This window comes from Streptomyces sp. SKN60 (assembly GCF_026236535.1).
Taxonomy (GTDB): Bacteria; Actinomycetota; Actinomycetes; order Streptomycetales; family Streptomycetaceae; genus Streptomyces.
On record NZ_JAHTMW010000002.1, the window covers coordinates 192,504 to 209,136 of the forward strand.

General features: G+C 71.3%; 14 protein-coding genes and 3 tRNA genes. 10 read left to right on the forward strand and 7 right to left on the reverse strand.

The features are described from left to right. Nucleotides 1-10 precede the first annotated feature (10 nt). From KV205_RS03990 to KV205_RS04000, 3 genes are all read left to right on the forward strand, one after another. Nucleotides 11-2,065, forward strand: coding sequence for a phosphocholine-specific phospholipase C (locus KV205_RS03990; RefSeq protein WP_265862162.1), 2,055 nt, complete (start codon nt 11-13; stop codon nt 2,063-2,065). 92 nt (nt 2,066-2,157) lie between these two features. Next, the gene (locus tag KV205_RS03995) at nt 2,158-2,520 is read left to right on the forward strand and encodes a hypothetical protein (RefSeq protein ID WP_265862721.1); all 363 of its coding nucleotides are present in this window, start codon (nt 2,158-2,160) and stop codon (nt 2,518-2,520) included. Between the two features lie 59 nt (nt 2,521-2,579). After that, on the forward strand, nt 2,580-3,188 hold the full coding sequence (locus KV205_RS04000; protein WP_265862164.1) for an HAD family phosphatase: 609 nt from the start codon (nt 2,580-2,582) through the stop codon (nt 3,186-3,188). Between the two features lie 25 nt (nt 3,189-3,213). On the opposite strand, the gene KV205_RS04005 is transcribed toward KV205_RS04000, so the two are convergent. The 4 genes from KV205_RS04005 to KV205_RS04020 form a co-directional block, all read right to left on the reverse strand. Then, complete coding sequence (locus KV205_RS04005; protein WP_265862166.1) at nt 3,214-4,257, reverse strand: LacI family DNA-binding transcriptional regulator; 1,044 nt, start codon at nt 4,255-4,257, stop codon at nt 3,214-3,216. Between the two features lie 108 nt (nt 4,258-4,365). Then, complete coding sequence (locus KV205_RS04010) at nt 4,366-5,205, reverse strand: ATP-binding cassette domain-containing protein (protein ID WP_265862169.1); 840 nt, start codon at nt 5,203-5,205, stop codon at nt 4,366-4,368. Next, nucleotides 5,202-6,197, reverse strand: coding sequence for an ABC transporter permease (locus KV205_RS04015; RefSeq protein WP_265862170.1), 996 nt, complete (start codon nt 6,195-6,197; stop codon nt 5,202-5,204). Before KV205_RS04015 ends, KV205_RS04010 begins: the two co-directional genes overlap by 4 nt. A 120-nt stretch (nt 6,198-6,317) precedes the next feature. Further along, nucleotides 6,318-7,328: a sugar ABC transporter substrate-binding protein gene (locus KV205_RS04020; protein WP_265862172.1), complete on the reverse strand. Its 1,011-nt coding sequence runs from the start codon at nt 7,326-7,328 to the stop codon at nt 6,318-6,320. Between the two features lie 180 nt (nt 7,329-7,508). Between KV205_RS04020 and KV205_RS04025 the strand changes: the two genes are divergently transcribed. The 5 genes from KV205_RS04025 to KV205_RS04045 all read left to right on the forward strand — a co-directional run bounded on the left by KV205_RS04025 (nt 7,509) and on the right by KV205_RS04045 (nt 13,938). Further along, entirely contained in the window at nt 7,509-8,480 is a 972-nt protein-coding gene (locus KV205_RS04025) for a carbohydrate kinase (RefSeq protein WP_265862174.1), read from the forward strand. A gap of 178 nt (nt 8,481-8,658) precedes the next feature. Continuing rightward, nucleotides 8,659-11,226, forward strand: coding sequence for a GH32 C-terminal domain-containing protein (locus tag KV205_RS04030; protein WP_265862176.1), 2,568 nt, complete (start codon nt 8,659-8,661; stop codon nt 11,224-11,226). A gap of 196 nt (nt 11,227-11,422) precedes the next feature. Then, nucleotides 11,423-12,436, forward strand: a complete 1,014-nt coding sequence (locus tag KV205_RS04035; RefSeq protein WP_265862178.1) for a right-handed parallel beta-helix repeat-containing protein — start codon at nt 11,423-11,425, stop codon at nt 12,434-12,436. Between the two features lie 123 nt (nt 12,437-12,559). Further along, nucleotides 12,560-13,105: a TerD family protein gene (locus KV205_RS04040; RefSeq protein ID WP_265862180.1), complete on the forward strand. Its 546-nt coding sequence runs from the start codon at nt 12,560-12,562 to the stop codon at nt 13,103-13,105. Nucleotides 13,106-13,137: 32 nt separating this feature from the next. Next, nucleotides 13,138-13,938, forward strand: a complete 801-nt coding sequence (locus KV205_RS04045; RefSeq protein ID WP_265862181.1) for a CPBP family intramembrane glutamic endopeptidase — start codon at nt 13,138-13,140, stop codon at nt 13,936-13,938. A 251-nt stretch (nt 13,939-14,189) separates the two neighbouring features. Here the strand turns inward: KV205_RS04045 and KV205_RS04050 are convergent. The 3 genes from KV205_RS04050 to KV205_RS04060 form a co-directional block, all read right to left on the reverse strand. Further along, a tRNA-Ile gene (locus KV205_RS04050) sits at nt 14,190-14,263 on the reverse strand. A gap of 162 nt (nt 14,264-14,425) precedes the next feature. Next, nucleotides 14,426-14,501, reverse strand: a tRNA-Asn gene (locus KV205_RS04055). 5 nt (nt 14,502-14,506) lie between these two features. Beyond that, nucleotides 14,507-14,579 (reverse strand) — tRNA-Asn (locus KV205_RS04060). A 135-nt stretch (nt 14,580-14,714) separates the two neighbouring features. On the opposite strand from KV205_RS04060, the gene KV205_RS04065 reads away from it, so the two are divergent. Both KV205_RS04065 and KV205_RS04070 read left to right on the forward strand, forming a co-directional pair. Then, entirely contained in the window at nt 14,715-15,023 is a 309-nt protein-coding gene (locus tag KV205_RS04065; RefSeq protein ID WP_265862182.1) for a YtxH domain-containing protein, read from the forward strand. Nucleotides 15,024-15,108: 85 nt separating this feature from the next. Next, entirely contained in the window at nt 15,109-16,548 is a 1,440-nt protein-coding gene (locus KV205_RS04070) for an FGGY family carbohydrate kinase (protein WP_265862183.1), read from the forward strand. Nucleotides 16,549-16,633 lie beyond the last annotated feature (85 nt).

Consider the following 16,633-nt stretch of genomic DNA (forward strand, 5'->3'; position numbering starts at 1 on the left):
CGTCTCCCCCATGGCCGACCTCAATCGCCGCCGGTTCCTGCAACTGGCGGGCGGCACCGCCGCGTTCACCCTGCTGTCCGACAGCATCGCCCGCGCCGCGTCCATACCCGCGCAGGGCACCACCGGCACCGTCCAGGACATCGAGCACATCGTGGTCCTGATGCAGGAGAATCGTTCGTTCGACCACTACTTCGGCGCGATGAAGGGCGTCCGCGGCTTCGGCGACCCGCGCCCGGTGACGCTGCCCAGCGGCAAGCCCGTCTGGCACCAGTCCGACGGCAGGACCGAGACGCTGCCCTTCCGGCCGACCAGCGACAAGCTCGGCATGGAGTTCCTGCAGGGCCTCAACCACGACTGGGCCGGCGGCCAGAGCGCCTTCAACAAGGGCCGGTACGACAACTGGATCCCGGCCAAGACCAAGGCCACGATGGCCCACCTCACCCGCGAGGACATCCCGTTCCACTACGCCCTCGCCGACGCGTTCACCATCTGTGACGCGTACCACTGCTCGTTCATCGGCGCGACCGACCCGAACCGCTACTACATGTGGACCGGGTACGTCGGCAACGACGGCACGGGCGGCGGCCCCGTCCTCAACAACGCCGAGGCGGGCTACGGCTGGACCACCTACCCCGAGCGCCTGGAGGCGGCCGGGGTCTCCTGGAAGATCTACCAGGACATCGGCGACGGCCTGAACGCCGCCGGCTCGTGGGGCTGGATCAACGACGCCTACCGCGGCAACTACGGCGACAACTCCCTGCTCTACTTCAACACCTACCGGAACGCGCAGCCGGGCAACCCGCTGTACGACAAGGCCCGCACCGGCACCAACGCCAAGGCGGGCGACGGCTTCTTCGACGTCCTGCGCGCCGACGTCCAGGCCGGCCGGCTCCCGCAGATCTCCTGGATCGCCGCACCCGAGGCCTTCTCCGAGCACGCCAACTGGCCGGCGAACTACGGCGCCTGGTACATCGCGCAGGTCCTCGACGCGCTGACCTCGAACCCGGACGTGTGGGCCCGGACGGCGCTCTTCATCACGTACGACGAGAACGACGGCTTCTTCGACCACGTGGTCCCGCCGTACGTGCCCGCCTCGGCCTCCCAGGGCCTGTCGACCGTCTCCACCACGCTCGACTACTTCCCGGGGAAGACCGGCTACACGGCGGGCCCGTACGGTCTCGGCCCGCGCGTCCCCATGATCGTCGTCTCCCCCTGGTCGACCGGCGGCTTCACCTGCTCCGAGACCTTCGACCACACGTCGATCATCCGCTTCATGGAGACCCGCTTCGGGGTGCGCGAGCCGCAGATCTCGCCGTGGCGCCGGGCCGTCTGCGGCGACCTGACCTCGGCCTTCGACTTCACGCGTACGCAGACGACGCCGGCCGCGCTGCCCGCGACGGACGGCTACTACCCGCCGGACCGCAACCGCCACCCCGACTTCCTGGCCACCGCCCCGGCCGTCGGCGCCATGCCCCGGCAGGAGCCGGGCGCCAAGCCGACCCGGCCGCTCGCCTACGCCCCCTACGTCGACGGCGTCGCCGACACGTCCGCCGGCACCTTCCGCCTCACCTTCGGCGGCGGCCCGGCGGCCGGCGCGCAGTTCTACGTGACCTCGGCGAACCGCACGGACGCGCCGTGGACGTACACGACGGAGGCGGGCAAGTCCCTCTCCGACACCTGGAACACCAAGTACAGCAAGGGCACCACCGACCTCACCGTCCACGGCCCGAACGGCTTCCTCCGCCGCTTCCGCTCCCCCGGCAAGACCGCCGTCCCGGAGGTGACGGCCCGCCACAACGCGACGACCGGCGCCCTGGACCTGACCTTCACCAACGCGGGCCCGTCGACGACGGTCACGGTGACCAACGCCTACGCCGGCACCCCGGTCACTCTGTCCGTCCCGCAGTCCGCGACGGTCACCCACTCCGTCCCCCTCACCTCCTCCGCCCGCTGGTACGACGTGACGATCACGTCCGCCTCGACCGCGGACTACGTGCGCCGCCTCGCGGGCCACGTGGAGACGGGCGCGGCGGGCGTGACGGACCCGGGGATCCTGACGTACTAGGCAGCTGACGTACTAGGCACCTGACGGCGGGGCGGATGAGTACGGGTGCTCATCCGCCCCGGCGGCCGGTCGGCTTGGCTTGCCCCATGCAGATGAACGATGCCGCGTACGATCCCGACGCACGGGTGACCGGGGGCTGGATCGCCCCGCTCGTCTCGACGGTGGTCACGCTCCCCCTGGGCTTCTTCGCCCTCCTCTACGCGGGCCTCTCCCCGATGGCCTGCGACTCCTGCAACGGGGCGGAGGCCGACCGCTTCGACGCGAGCTTCGAAGTGGCGTTCCCCGTCGCCATGACGGGCCTGCTCGTCGCTCTGGTCCTGCTGATCACCGCCTGGTCCCTCCCCCGCCGCGCCCGGCACGCCGCCCGTCGCGTCGGCTTCGCGGTGGCGGCGCCGCTGGCGGTCGTGGTCACGATGGTCGCCTTCACGGCGCTGCTCGACACGCCCACCAGCTGAGGACCACGTTCCGGTCGAGGCAGCGGGCTCTCGGGCTCTCGTCCGGCTAGGGTCGGCCCATGCGACCAGAGGTGATCTTCTTCGACCTGGGGGACGTGGTCTGCCGCTTCCATCCGGAGCGACGGCTGGGCGCGCTGGCCGACGCGTGCGGCCTCGGCGCCGGCGAGGTGCGGCACGCACTGTACGAGTCCGGGCTGGTCGGGCGCTGGGATCGCGGCCTCGCCTCGGCCGCCGAGATCCACGCCACGCTGGAGCGGGAGCTCGGCTACACGGGTGGCCCCGCGGCGCTCCACGAGCTGTGGTGCACCGCCTTCGAGCCGGACGACCGGGTCCTCGCCCTGGTGGACGGCCTGCGGCCGCTGCGCACGGCGCTGCTCACCAACAACGACGCGCTGTTGCTCGAAGCGCTTCCCGAGGTGCTCCCCCAGGTCGCCGCCCGGTTCGAGCCGCTGCTCTTCTCCTGCATGCTGGGCGCCACCAAGCCCGACCCGGCGGCCTACACCCGGGCTCTCGACCTCGTGGGCGTCGCGCCGGAAGCGGCCGTCTTCATCGACGACAAGCCCTCGAACGTGGCGGGCGCCCGAGCCGTCGGCATCACCGCGCTGCACTTCACCGGCGCCGCGGAACTGTCCACCGCCGTGGCGGAGCTCCTGGCGGCCGGGCCGTGATCCGGGCCGTGATCCGGGCGGGAGCTCAGTTCCCGGCCGGTGCCTGATCGACGGGGTGCGCCAGCGGTTCGCTGGAGCCGCGGACCACCAGACGGGTGGGGACCATGACGGTACGGGCGCGGGTGCGGTCGCCGTCCAGGCGGGCGAGGGCGGTCCTGGCCGCCGCCGCGCCGATGGCCGCCGGGTCCTGGGCCACGACGGTCAGGGCCGGTTCGAGGACGTCGGCGAGCGGGAGGTCGTCGAAGCTGACCAGGGCGATGTCCTTGCGTCCCGCGCGGGTGAGTCGGGCGATGACCCCGAGGGCCATCATGTTGTTCGCCGCGAACAGGGCGGTGGGCGGGTTCGGCAGGTTCAGCAGTGCCGTGGTCTCGGCGGCGGCCCCGTCCTGGCTGTGGGCGCCGGTCACCAGCGTCCGGTCGTAGGGCAGGCCGGCCTCGGCGAGCGCCGAGCGGTAGCCGGCGAGGCGCTCGCGCCGGGTGTAGAGCCTGGTGGGCAGGTCTCCGATGAAGCCGATGCGGCGGTGGCCGCGGGCGACGAGGTGGGCGACGCCCTCGTGGACGCCGGCCTGGTTGGAGCTGACCACGCAGTCCGCGGCCAGTCCGACCCCCGGCCGGTCGAGGAACACCACGGGCAGTCCGGCCGTGCGCGGCGCCTTGAGGTGGCTGTGATCGGCTCCGAACGCGGGGACGACCATCAGCATGCTGACCCGGCGGGCGAGGAAGGTCTGGATCAACGCCCGCTCCCGGTCCGGGTCTTCGGCCGAGGAGCCCATGAGCAGGGTGAGCCCCCGGCCGCGTACGGCGTCCTCGATGGCGCCGGCGACGGTGCCGAAGAAGGGGTTGCCGAGGTCGGGCACGACCAGGCCGACGGTGGTGTCGGGGCCGCCGACGCGGATGTTGCGGGCCATGAGGTTCGGCTGGAAGCCGAGCTTCGCGACGGCGGCGAGCACGCGCTCCCGGGTCTCCGGGGAGCTCGGCCCGTCCTCGTTGAGCACCCGGGACACCGTCTTCGCGCTGACGCCCACTTCCCTGGCGACATCGGCCAGCGTGGGGCGGCGGTTCGCGGCCATGTACCACCGTTCCTGTGCGTTCGTCGGGCCCGGCCCCTGCCCGGGCCGGGCCCGCTGTCCTGACTGTGCGGCGACCCTGTCGTCGGCGTGGTGTCCGCCGGCGGCGACTCAGTGGGCGGACACGCCCGCCGCCTGGGCGGCATCCGCGTCCGCGACGACGGTACCTCCATCGTCGCTCACCCTGAGCGCCCCCGTCATGATGGCGACGACCTCCGCCATGGAATGGTCGGACGGCTTGATCAGCGCCTCGCGGCGGCCGAGCCGGTGGATGTGGATGCGGTCCGCGATCTCGAAGACATGCGGCATGTTGTGGCTGATCAGGACCACGGGCATGCCCTTGTCGCGGACCCGGCGGATCAGGTCGAGGACCTGCCCGGACTCCTTGACGCCGAGCGCGGCGGTGGGCTCGTCCATCACGACGACGCTCGACGCCCAGGCGACGGACCGCGCGACCGCCACGGCCTGGCGCTGCCCGCCGGAGAGCGTCTCCACAGGCTGGGTCAGCGACCGCAGCCCGATCTTGAGGTCGGCCATGTGGGCCGCCGCCTCCTGGCGCATCCGCTTCTTGTCGAGCATGCGCAGCGCGCTGCCGAGGAAGCCCGGCCGGCGCAGCTCGCGCCCGAGGAACATGTTGGAGGCGATGTCCATGGAGGCGGCGACGGCGAGGTCCTGGTAGACGGTCTCGATGCCGTGCTGCCGGGCGCTCTGCGGCCCGCTGAACCTGATGGGCTCGCCGTTCAGCCGGATCTCGCCCTCGTCGGGGGTGAGCGCGCCGGTGAGGGCCTTGATCAGGCTGGTCTTGCCGGCGCCGTTGTCGCCGATGACCGCGAGGACCTCGCCGGGCAACAGGTCGAAGTCGGCGCCGTCGATGGCGGTGACATGGCCGTACCGCTTGACCAGGCCGCGGGCCTGGAGCACGGGCGTGATCGTGGCATCGGGAGTGCTCATCGTGCCTTCCTCCGGGAGATCTGGTCGACGGTCACGGCGAGGATCACCAGGACGCCGGTGATCAGGGTCTGGTAGATGGAGGCGACGCCCATCAGCTGGAGGCCGTTGCGGAACACGCCGACGATGAGGACGCCGATGAAGGTGCCGAGGACGGAGCCGCGTCCGCCGAAGAGGCTGGTGCCGCCGAGGACGACGGCGGTGATGCTGTCCAGGTTGTCGGTCTGGCCGGCCTGGGGATCGCCGACGCCGGTGCGGGAGATCAGGAGCAGCGCGGCGATTCCGTAGACGGCTCCGGCCAGGGTGTAGAGGCCGATCGTCAGCCGGGAGGTGCGGATGCCGTTGAGGCGGGCGGCCTCGGGGCTGTTGCCGAGCGCGTACACGTGCCGGCCCCAGGCCGTGCCGCTCAGCGCGTACGCGAAGAGCAGGAACAGGGCGATCGTCACGAGCGAGCCGTAGGTGATGTCGGTGTTGCCGAGCGGGAAGGTCTCGCCGAGGGCGGTCAGCGGTGCCGGGAGGTCGGTGACCGTCTGTTCGGCCGAGTAGATGTGGGTCAGGGCGAACGCCACGTTCAGCATGCCGAGGGTGACGATGAACGGCGGGAGCGGGATCAGCCGCACCAGCAGGCCGTTGACCAGCCCGAAGGCCGCGCTGACGGCCAGGCCGAGCGCGATCGCGGCGAGTGGCGGCAGGCCGCCCTGGGCGGCCGCCTTGGCGATGACGATGCTGCCGAACGCCATGACCGCGCCGCAGGAGAGGTCGATGCCGGCGGTGAGGATGATCAGGGTCTGACCGATGGCCAGCGTGCCCACCACCATCACCTGCTGGACGATCAGCGAGAAGTTGCCGCCGGAGAGGAACTGCTCGGTCGTCAGGGAGAAGAAGACGCAGGCGAGCAACAGGGCGACGAGTGGGCCCGTGGTCGGTGTGGCGAGCAGCCGGCGGACCGTGGTCGGTCCTTTCAACTGGTCGTAGGGCAGGGTGGTGGCAGTCATGGTGGTCCTTGCCGGTGGTCGGTCGATGGGCGGCGCGGGGCGGCGGATCGGGGTGTGTCAGGGGTACGAGCCGTCAGGGGGACCTCAGGGGTACGAGCCGTCAGGGGTACGCGCCGGGGCTCAGCCCCAGCACTTCTCCAGGCCGTACGCGGTGCCCTGGGCGTCGACACCCGGCTTGGCCGCATCGGTGATGAGCGTGACGCCGGTGTCGGTGTAGCCGGAGACCTTCTTGCCGCTCTTGGCGAATTCGGCGACCGCCTTGACGCCCTGGGAGGCCATCTGGAGGGGGTACTGCTGCGAGGTCGCCGCGATCTTGCCTTCCTTGACGGCCTTCGTACCGGTGCAGCCGCCGTCGACGGAGACGACGAGCACCTTCTTCTCCAGGCCCTTCGCCTTGAGCGCGGTGTAGGCGCCCAGCGCGGCCGGCTCGTTGATCGTGTACACGACGTTGATGTCCGGGGACTTCTGGAGGCAGTTCTCCATCGCCGTCTGGCCCTTGGCCTGGTCGCCGCCGGTGTCCTGCATGCACACGACCGACGGGTCGCCCTCCGCGACGCCGAAGCCCTTGAGGAAGCCCTGGTGGCGCTGCACGCCCACCGCGACGCCGGGCGCGAGGTCCAGCGTGGCGATCTTCGCCTGCTTGCCGGCCATCGCCGCCTTGGCGTACCCGCCGATGAGCGCTCCCGCCTTGACGTTGTCGGTGGCGAAGAGGGCGTCGGTGGCGTCCTGCGGCTCGGTCGGGCTGTCGAGCGCGATGACCAGGACGCCCTTGGTGCGCGCCTTCTCCAGGGCGGGGACGATCGCCTTGGAGTCGTTGGGCGTGATGAGGATGCCCTTCACACCCGAGTTGACCATGTTCTCGATCGCGGTGACCTGGCCCGCGTTGTCGCCGTCGAACTTCCCGGCCGCGCTGACGAGTTCGACGCCGTTGGCCTTCGCGGCCTGCTCGGCGCCCTCCTTCATCTTCACGAAGAACGGGTTCGTGTCGGTCTTGGTGATCAGCCCGACCTTGGTTCCACCGCCGGATCCTCCCTGCGCACCGGCGCCGCAGGCCGTCAGGGTCAGCGCCGAGACGGCGGCGAGAACGGTCAGACCGGTGGCGGCGCGGAGGGTGCGGTTTCTGCGAAGCATGGCTGATCTCCTGCTGGACGAGGCGGAGGGAGGTGATGTCAGCGTTGACAGATGTCATCGTTGACACCGCTTGCGGAGGATGATGAACTCCGTCACCCGGAAACGTCAATGCCTTGACGCCGTCACAAATCCGCAACGCCGTCCGCGCCGCCTCACCCGCCCGTCTGGAGAGAACGAGTCATGCGCCTGCCTCTGGTCACCGTCCTCGGAGAATGCGTCGCGGACGCCTTCACCGTTCCCGCGCCCGCGCCGGGCGAGCTCGCCCTGCGGGTCCTGCCGGGCGGCGGCCCGGCCAACACGGCGGTGGCGCTCGCCCGCCTGGGCACGCCCGCCCGCTTCCTGGCGCGGTTGTCCGACGACGTCTTCGGCCGTCTGTTCCGCGCCCACCTGGAAGCCTCGGGCGTCGACCTCACGGCCGCCGTACCCGCGCCGGAGCCCAGCACGCTGGCCGTCGCCGAGCTCGACCCCCAGGGCCGGGCGGCGTACTCCTTCCACGCCCAGGGCACCGCGGACTGGCAGTGGACGGCGGACGAACTCGCCGCGGCGGACCTCGCCTCCACGGCCTGCCTGCACTCCGGCTCCCTGGCCCTGGTGCGCGAGCCCGGCGGCCCCGTCGTGGAGGAGTTCCTCGGCCGCGCCGCCGCCACGGCCACCATCTCCGTCGACCCCAACGTCCGGCCGCTGCTCGTCGGGTCGGAGGTCTACCGCGAACGCCTGCCGCGCTGGTGCGCGCTCGCGGACATCCTCCGGCTCAGCGAGGAGGACCTGGAACTGCTCCTGCCCGACCACACGATCGAGCGAGCCTGCGACACCTGGCACGCGGCGGGCGTCCCGCTGGTCGTGATCACCCGCGGGGAGCGCGGCGCGGTCGCCTCGCTGAACGGCGAGCAGGTCGTCGTACCGGCGCCCCCGACCGACGTCGTCGACACCGTCGGCGCGGGCGACTCCTTCACCGCGGGGCTCCTGCACCACCTCGGAGCCAAGGGTCTCCTTGGCGGTCGACTGACGGATCTGCGGGTCGACGACGTCTTCGACGCCTGCGTCTTCGCCTCCCGGGTGGCGGCGCTGACCTGCGGCGTCATCGGGCCGAACCCGCCGTGGGCCGGGCAGTTGCGGCTGCCGGCGCCCGCGGCGGGACGCGCTGCCGTCTGAACCGGCGACCGGACCGGCGACGGGACCGGCGACCGGACCGGCGGCGGGACGAACTCGGTCCGGGCCATTGACGGGCCGCCCGGAACCCCCACATCATCACTCCGCATCGGGTGTCATCGCTGTCACATGTCATCGATGACACCGGTTTTCCCGGGTCGCACCCAGTGCAGGAGAAACCATGAGCCGAGCCACCGCCCACCGCCGTGTCCCGCTGCGTCTCGTCGTCGCCGCGGCCGCGACCTGCGCGCTCACCGTCACCTCCGCCACCTCCGTCGCCCCGCGGGCGGCGGCGGAGGCGAGCAGTCCGTACACGGAGACGTACCGCCCCCAGTTCCACTTCAGCCCCGCGAAGAACTGGATGAACGACCCCAACGGACTGGTCTGGTTCCAGGGCGAGTACCACCTCTTCTACCAGTACAACCCGAACGGGAACACCTGGGGCGACATGTCCTGGGGCCACGCCGTCAGCAAGGATCTCGTGCACTGGCAGGAGCTCCCCCTCGCCCTCCCGCACGACGAGAAGGAGATGGTCTTCTCCGGCAGCGCCGTCGTCGACCACGACAACACGACGGGGTTCGGGACCGCGGAGAACCCCGCGATGGTGGCCGTCTACACCAGCCACTTCAAGGACGGTGGCAAGCAGGCCCAGTCCCTGGCGTACAGCACCGACCGCGGCCGCACCTGGACCAAGTACGCCGGGAACCCCGTGCTCGACATCGGGTCGACGGAGTTCCGCGACCCCAAGGTCCAGTGGTACGCGCCCACCAGGAGCTGGCTGATGACGGTGTCGCTGTCCGCCGAGCACAAGGTCCGGTTCTACTCCTCCAAGGACCTCAAGAGCTGGACGCATCTGAGCGACTTCGGCCCGCAGAACGCGGTGGGCGGCGTCTGGGAGTGCCCAGACCTGTTCCCGCTACCCGTCGACGGCGACCCCCGGCACGTCAAGTGGGTGCTCGTCGTCAACATCAACCCCGGGGGCATCGCCGGCGGTTCGGCCGCCCAGTACTTCGTCGGCGACTTCGACGGCAAGCGCTTCACGCCCGACGACGACGGCTCGTACACGCCTCCACCCGGAGTGACGGTGCAGGACTTCGAGGGTGCCGACTACGGCACCTGGCGGACGACCGGCACGGCCTTCGGCGACGGACCGGTCCCCGCGCCCGCACCCGGGACGTCGGGCACGAGCGGCTTCGAGGGCAAGGGGTTCGTCGACAGCTTCCACGGCGGGGACGCCGAGACCGGCACCCTCACCTCGCCGCCCTTCACCGTCGACAGCCCGTACCTCAACTTCAAGGTGGCCGGCGGCCGTCACCCGCACGTCCCCGGCGCGGTGATCGGCGACTCCCCCGCACCCGCGGGACAGGTCCTCGCCGACTTCGAGCAGGACGGCTACGGCTCCTGGACCACCACGGGCACGGCCTTCGGCAACGGCCCCGCGCACGGCACCCTCCCCGGGCAGAACCCGGTGACCGGGCAGGACGGCGGCGGGCTGGTGAACAGCTTCCTCGACGGCGACGGGACCACGGGCACCCTCACCTCGCCCGAGTTCACCCTCACCACCAAGCACATCAACTTCCTCGTCGGCGGCGGCCACCACCCCTCCGGATCCGAAGCGCCCACCGCCGTCCGGCTCGTCGTCGACGGCAAGACCGTGCGCAGCGCCACCGGCGCCGACTCCGAGGAGCTCAACTGGGCCTCCTGGGACGTCGGCGACCTCGCCGGCCGGACCGCGCACATCGAGGTCGTCGACCGGAACACCGGAGGCTGGGGCCACATCCTGCTCGACCAGGTCATGCTGTCCGACACCCCGGCCCGCCCCCGTTCGACCGAGACGGCGGTCAATCTCCTCGTCGACGGCGAGGTCGTCCAGAGCGAGACCGGCGGGAACGGCGGCAGCCTGGACTGGGCCTCCTTCGACCTGCGCGCCCACCAGGGCAAGCAGGCCGTCGTCCAGATCGTCGACATGAACCGGGGCGGCTGGGGCCACGTCCTGGCCGACCACTTCGTCGCCGCCGACCGGCCGGCGGTCCCGAGCGTCCGCCGGGCCTCCTGGCTCGACCACGGCAAGGACTACTACGCGGCCGTCTCCTGGGAGGACGCCCCGGACGGCAGGCGCCGCATGATCGGCTGGATGAACAACTGGCAGTACGGCAACGACATCCCGACCTCCCCCTGGCGCAGCGCGCAGAGCATCCCCCGCGAGATGGCGCTGCGCACCGTGAACGGCCGGCTCCGGCTCACCCAGCAGCCCGTGTCCACGGTCGAGTCGCTGCGCTCCGGCACCGCGGTCGGCGTGCGCGACGTGCAGATCGCGGAAGGCTCCGTACCACTGGCAGGCGGCCGCGCCGACGGCAAGGCGCTCGACATCCGGGCCACCTTCACCCTCGGCGACGCCGAACGCTTCGGGTTCACCGTGCGCACGGGCGCGGGCCAGGAGACCGTCATCGGCTACGACACCGCGACCCAGGAGCTGTACGTCGACCGGACCCGATCGGGAGCGGTGGACTTCCACGACGACTTCCCCGGCGTCCAGCGCGCACCGCTGACCGCCCGGAACGGCAAGGTCCAGCTCCGCGTCCTCGTCGACTGGTCCTCCGTCGAGGTGTTCGGCGGCGACGGCGAGGCCGTGATCACGGACCAGATCTTCCCCGGCCCCGACAGCGACGGCATCCGCCTCTTCGCCGAGGGCGGCGCCGCCCGCCTGGACAGCGCCAGGGTCTGGCAGCTGCGGTCGTACCGCGACTGACATCAACCGCCCCGCCGGCCGCCGTGCAGCCGATCATGATCAATGTGCGCCCACTCTGCGTCACGATTACGTTGCGTTCAGTAGTCGTACTGATCGGATGGGGACGGTTGTGCTGAGACAGACAAGACAGACCACATACGCCGGACGCACTGCCTTCACGGGGATCGTCACGGCGGCCATGGCGGTTGCGGCGGTCGTGAGCGTACCGACGAGTGCCACGGCCCAGGAGTTCGTGCCCTGCGGGCAGACCGCACTGAAGAATGCCATCGCCCGGGCGAACGCGACCCCTGGCCCGAGCCTGCTCGTCCTCGCCCTCGGCTGCCAGTACACGCTGACGACACCGCACAACGACGCCAACGGCCTGCCGGTGATCACCAGCCAGATCTCCCTCGTCGGCAACGGGAGCACCATCAGGCGGAGCACCCAGACCGGCACGCCGGAGTTCCGGATCTTCGAGGTCAGCGGGCCGAACGGAGACCTGCGGCTCGGCGGTCTCACCGTACGGAACGGCCGCGCCCCGACGGCCTTCGGGGGCGGCGTCTGGGTGCACGGCGGCGGAAGGCTCTCGGTCGACCGGAGCAAGATCATCCATAACTACGCCGACGAAGGCGGCGGTGGCATCGCATCCGAGAGCAGCACGGTCACCGTCTCGAACAGCGACCTCATGTACAACGTCAGCCTGGGCGACGGCGCCGGATACCTCGACTACCCCCAGAGCGTCACGACCTTCCGCAACAGCACGGTCAGCGGCAACACCTCCCTCGGCGGCCAGGGCGGGGGGATCGAAGTGGACGGGAGGCTGACGGTGAGCGACAGCAGAGTGCTCGACAACTCCGCCGGAGCCGACGGTGGCGGCATCATGATCGCGCCCGACGCGAACGTGACGCTGACCGACACCGTCATCCGCGGCAACTCGTCGGCGGCCATCGGCGGCGGCATCAACAACTACGGCACGCTGCAGATGACCGGGGGCGAGATCTTCGCCAACCGGGTCACCCAGGGGGCCCTCGACAGCAGACAGGGCGGCGGCATCGCGAACCGAGGAGGATCGGTCACGCTCAGCAACACTCGGGTGACGAACAACGCCGCCCTCAATGCCCCTGGCGGCATCCTCAACTCCGGGGGCCAAGTAACGCTGAACTCCACCGCAGTCACGGAAAACCTGCCCACCAACTGCGCTCCGAGCACCGTGCCCGGCTGCACGGACTGACCGGCACCGACCGGCTGGGGGCCGACAAGGCCGACGAGGGGCGTCAAATCGCTGTTCACCGGCCATACTTGCCCGTGGCGGGGAGTGCGGCTCCGCGCCGGCGGGTGGGGGAGGGGATGTCCGGTGAGCGGTGTCGGCGAGGGCCTCGGGCGGATCGAGGTAAGACTCAAGTGGGATCCCAGCCCGTGGGGAGAGCGGCCACGCCACCTCGACATCATCGCCGCGACCTACGCCGACTCCGACTGGTACGGCCGGCCCGTCTACGTCGTCCACTACGACAGTCGTTCGCCGGACGGCACCATCACCATGCCCCGGCACAGCACGACCGGGCAGGGCTTCGGATTCGTCGAGGTGATGGTCCTGGAGTTCGACCGGCTGGCCTCCGCCTACGGCCGGGTCGTCGTCGGTGTGGTCATCCACCAGGACGACGGTCCGCGCACATTCGGCGACATACGCAATGCCGGCGTGCTGGTCGTCGAGAAGTACACGGAGCTGCTGAAGGACGACTTCACGCGCGTCGCCGGAGCGCATGCCGCGACGATCGCAGAGTTCGTCCGGGACGCCTCCGGGCGGTGGCGGATGCACGCGCTGATCCGTGGCCACGACAGCGACCCGGCGGCCTTCATCGCCGAGATGGGCAGGGCCCACGACCAGCTGGGCGATGAGTAGGGGGGGCAGCTCATGGACCGGTCGCCCACGCCATGATGGAACGCTGGAAGGGCCACGTCATCCGTCATCCCCTCTGGGGCGCGGTGGAGTTGACCCTTGCCTGGCATACCGTGCTGCTGCTGTTCGCCAAGGTGGCGCTGCCTCCCCTGGCGCCCTCGTGGTTCCCGGACCTCGGCGCCGTCCTCGTCAACGCGGTCTGCGCGGCCGGCGTGTGGTTCGTGCTGTGGCGGTGGGGCCGGCTGCGGGTCTCCGGCGTGAGCGTGCTCGGCCGGCCGCGCCGCTGGTGGCTGGCGACACCGATGCTGCTGATCGCCTGCTCGTACGCCGCCGTCGGGCTCAGCGGCAGCACGAGGGTGCTGGTCAGCGGGCTGGTCTCACTGCTGTTGGTGGGGCTCAACGAGGAGATCTACAGCCGTGGGCTCGTGCAGCAGGCCCTGCATCCGGTCGGTCCGGTCCGTGCGGCGGCCGGCGTCGCCGTCCTGTTCGGCGCGGGGCACGTCCAGAACTACCTGTTCTTCGGCGCCCCGCTCGACGACACGCTGTGGCAGATGCTGTCCGCCGGTCTCTTCGGCTTCACCTGTGCCGCTCTGCGCTACGCCATCGGCTCGGTCTGGCCGATGTGCGTCGTGCACGGCCTCGACGACTTCTTCCAGATCCACTCACCCGGTACGACGCCGGACGGGTGGCAGGCGAGCGTGTACGTCTTCCATGCCGCCTACGGCCTGTGGCTGCTGCGCCGATACGGCCCTGACGTCACGCCCGTACCGCGCGAAGCCGTCCGTACGGACCCGGACCCCGGCGAGCGGCCCGAGGGAGCCGGGGTACTCGACTGACACCTACGCCCTCCGGGCGGCAGCCGTGAGCAGATCACGCACGGTGTACATCCGGCACCAGCGGCCCGTTCGGGTGCCGGCGGCTCGCCACACGGCGGCGCAGGAGGTCCCTCCGGACTTCCGGAGGTTGGTCCTGATCGAGGCCATACGAGGGATCGTGCGGCGCGTCGGTGCGGCGCCGGCGTGGCGCACACCGTGTCGGCGTTAACGTGAAACCAGCGTTTCCGCTGGTCACTACGTTTCTGCTGTTGTGGGGCGGGTGGGACTCGAACCCACGGCCGACGGATTATGAGTCCGCTGCTCTAACCGGCTGAGCTACCGCCCCGAACACCACGGCGCGTACAAGTGTGCGCGCCGTCTGCCGCAGCATAGCCGCTCATACGATCTCCTGCTCCGGATGGTCGGCCATGCTCAACCAACAGGACTCACCCGTCCCGTCGGCGGTTCCAGGGGAAACGAAAAAGGACCCCGAAGGGTCCTCTTCCGATGGCTCCCCCGACTGGACTCGAACCAGTAACCCTCCGGTTAACAGCCGAATGCTCTGCCAATTGAGCTACAGGGGATCGCGCTCCCCCGACTGGACTCGAACCAGTAACCTGCCGGTTAACAGCCGGCTGCTCTGCCAATTGAGCTACAGGGGATTGCTGCGTTGCGACGAACGGTCCCACCTCCGGCCTTGCCGGGGAGCGGGCGCTCGCTGCGAGACATAGATTAGCGCAAGCAGGGGGGTGCTCCGCCAATCGGTATCCCCAGGGCGTCCAGGGAAGGATCGCAGCGTGCGGTACAAGCTGGTCTTCGTCGCCGGACTGGGCCTCGGTTTCGTGATCGGGACGCGGGCCGGGCGTGAGGTGTACGAGCGGATGAAGTCGTCCGCCAAGCAGGTCGCCGGGAACCCCGCGGTGCGCAACGCGGCCGAGTCCGCCGCCCAGGGCGGGCGGCAGGCCGCCGGGCGGGCGCTGCACGTGGTCGGCGACCAGGCGCAGCGGATCCCGGGGAAGATCCGGTCGCGGCGCGAGCACAACGGGCACTACAGCCGGCAGTCCGCCCAGTTCGAGGACGACGACTGGGGAACCAGCAACACCTGAACCCGGACACCTGAACCCGGGCGGCCGAACCCGGAATCACCCGCCGTACGCCGGAAAGACCCGGCGTACGGCAGAATCATGTGCCATGGGGATAGTCGCCGGCCTTGACAGCTCTACGGACTCCACGCGCATCGTCGTCTGTGACACCGACACCGGTGCCGTGCTGCGGCAGGGCCATGCCCCGCACCCCCTGGAACCCAAGGCGACCGACGTCGACCCGCAGGCCTGGCTGCTCTCCCTCGGGGACGCCGCGACCGGCGGGCTGCTCGAAGGCGTGCAGGCCATCGGGGTCGCCGCGCAGGGGCACGGGATCGTGCCGCTCGACGCGCAGGGCGCCCTGGTGCGGCCGGCGCTCGTCGGGAACGACAAGCGGGCCCAGGTCGCCGCGGCCGACCTCGTCGAGTCGTTCGGCGGGCGGCAGGCGTGGACCGGGGCCGTCGGCGCCGTGCCGCAGTCCGGGATGCCCGTCGCCAAGCTGCGCTGGCTCGCCCGCACCGAACCCGAGCACGCCCAGCGGATCGCCTCCGTCCTCCAGCCGCACGACTGGCTGGTCTGGCAGCTGCTCGGCCGGCCCGCGCGCCGCACCACCGACCGCGGCGCCGCCTCCGCCACCGGCTACTGGTCCGCCCGCACCGGGTCCTACCGCCCCGACCTCGTCGAGCTGGCGCTCGGGCACCAGGCCGCGCTGCCCGAGGTGCTCGGGCCCGCCGAGGCCGCCGGCACCACCCCCGAGGGGCTGCTGATCTCGGCCGGTACGGGCGAGACGATGGCGGCCGCTCTCGGTCTCGGCCTCGGCACCGGGGACGCGGTCGTCTCCCTCGGCGCCTCCGGCTCCGTGATGGCCGTCCACCACGAGGCCCCGGCCGACCCGGACGGGACGATCACCGCGTACGCCGACGCCGCCGGCATGCACCTGCCCGTAGTGCACACCTCCAACGCCGTACGGGTGCTCCGCGGCACCGCCGAGATGCTGGGCGCCGAGTCGCTCGACGAGCTGTCCGCGCTCGCCCTGAAGTCCACCCCCGGCGCCTCCGGGCTCGTGCTGCTGCCCTATCTGGAGGGCGAGCGCACCCCGAACCTGCCGCACACCGCAGGCACGCTCAGCGGGCTGCGCCGCGAGTCCATGAAGCCCGAACACCTGGCCCGGGCCTCCTTCGAGGGCATGCTGTGCTCGCTCGCCGACGCGATGGACGTGCTGCGCCGGCGCGGCGTCGAGGTGCGCCGGGTGTTCCTGCTCGGGGCCGCCGCCGGGCTGCCCGCGGTGCAGGCCATGGCGCCCGCGCTGTTCGGCGCGCAGGTCGTCGTACCCCAGCCGGCCGAGTACGCGGCGCTCGGCGCCGCCCGGCAGGCGGCCTGGGCGCTCGGGGTGTCCCAGGGCACCCTCTCCCCCGCCGTCCCGCCGGCCTGGCAGGGCGCCGCGGCGCAGGTCTTCGAGGCGGGCGAGGAGCTCGCGGTCGGACAGGCCGTGCGCCAGCAGTACATCGCCACCCGCGACCAGCTGCACCCGGGCGCCTTCAGCGCGTGAGCGCCCGGGGCCCCGGTCCGTACCGCCGCCCGTAGCCCGTTCGTAAAGACTTCACCAGGGCTCAGCGGGGCGCCCTAAAACGAGT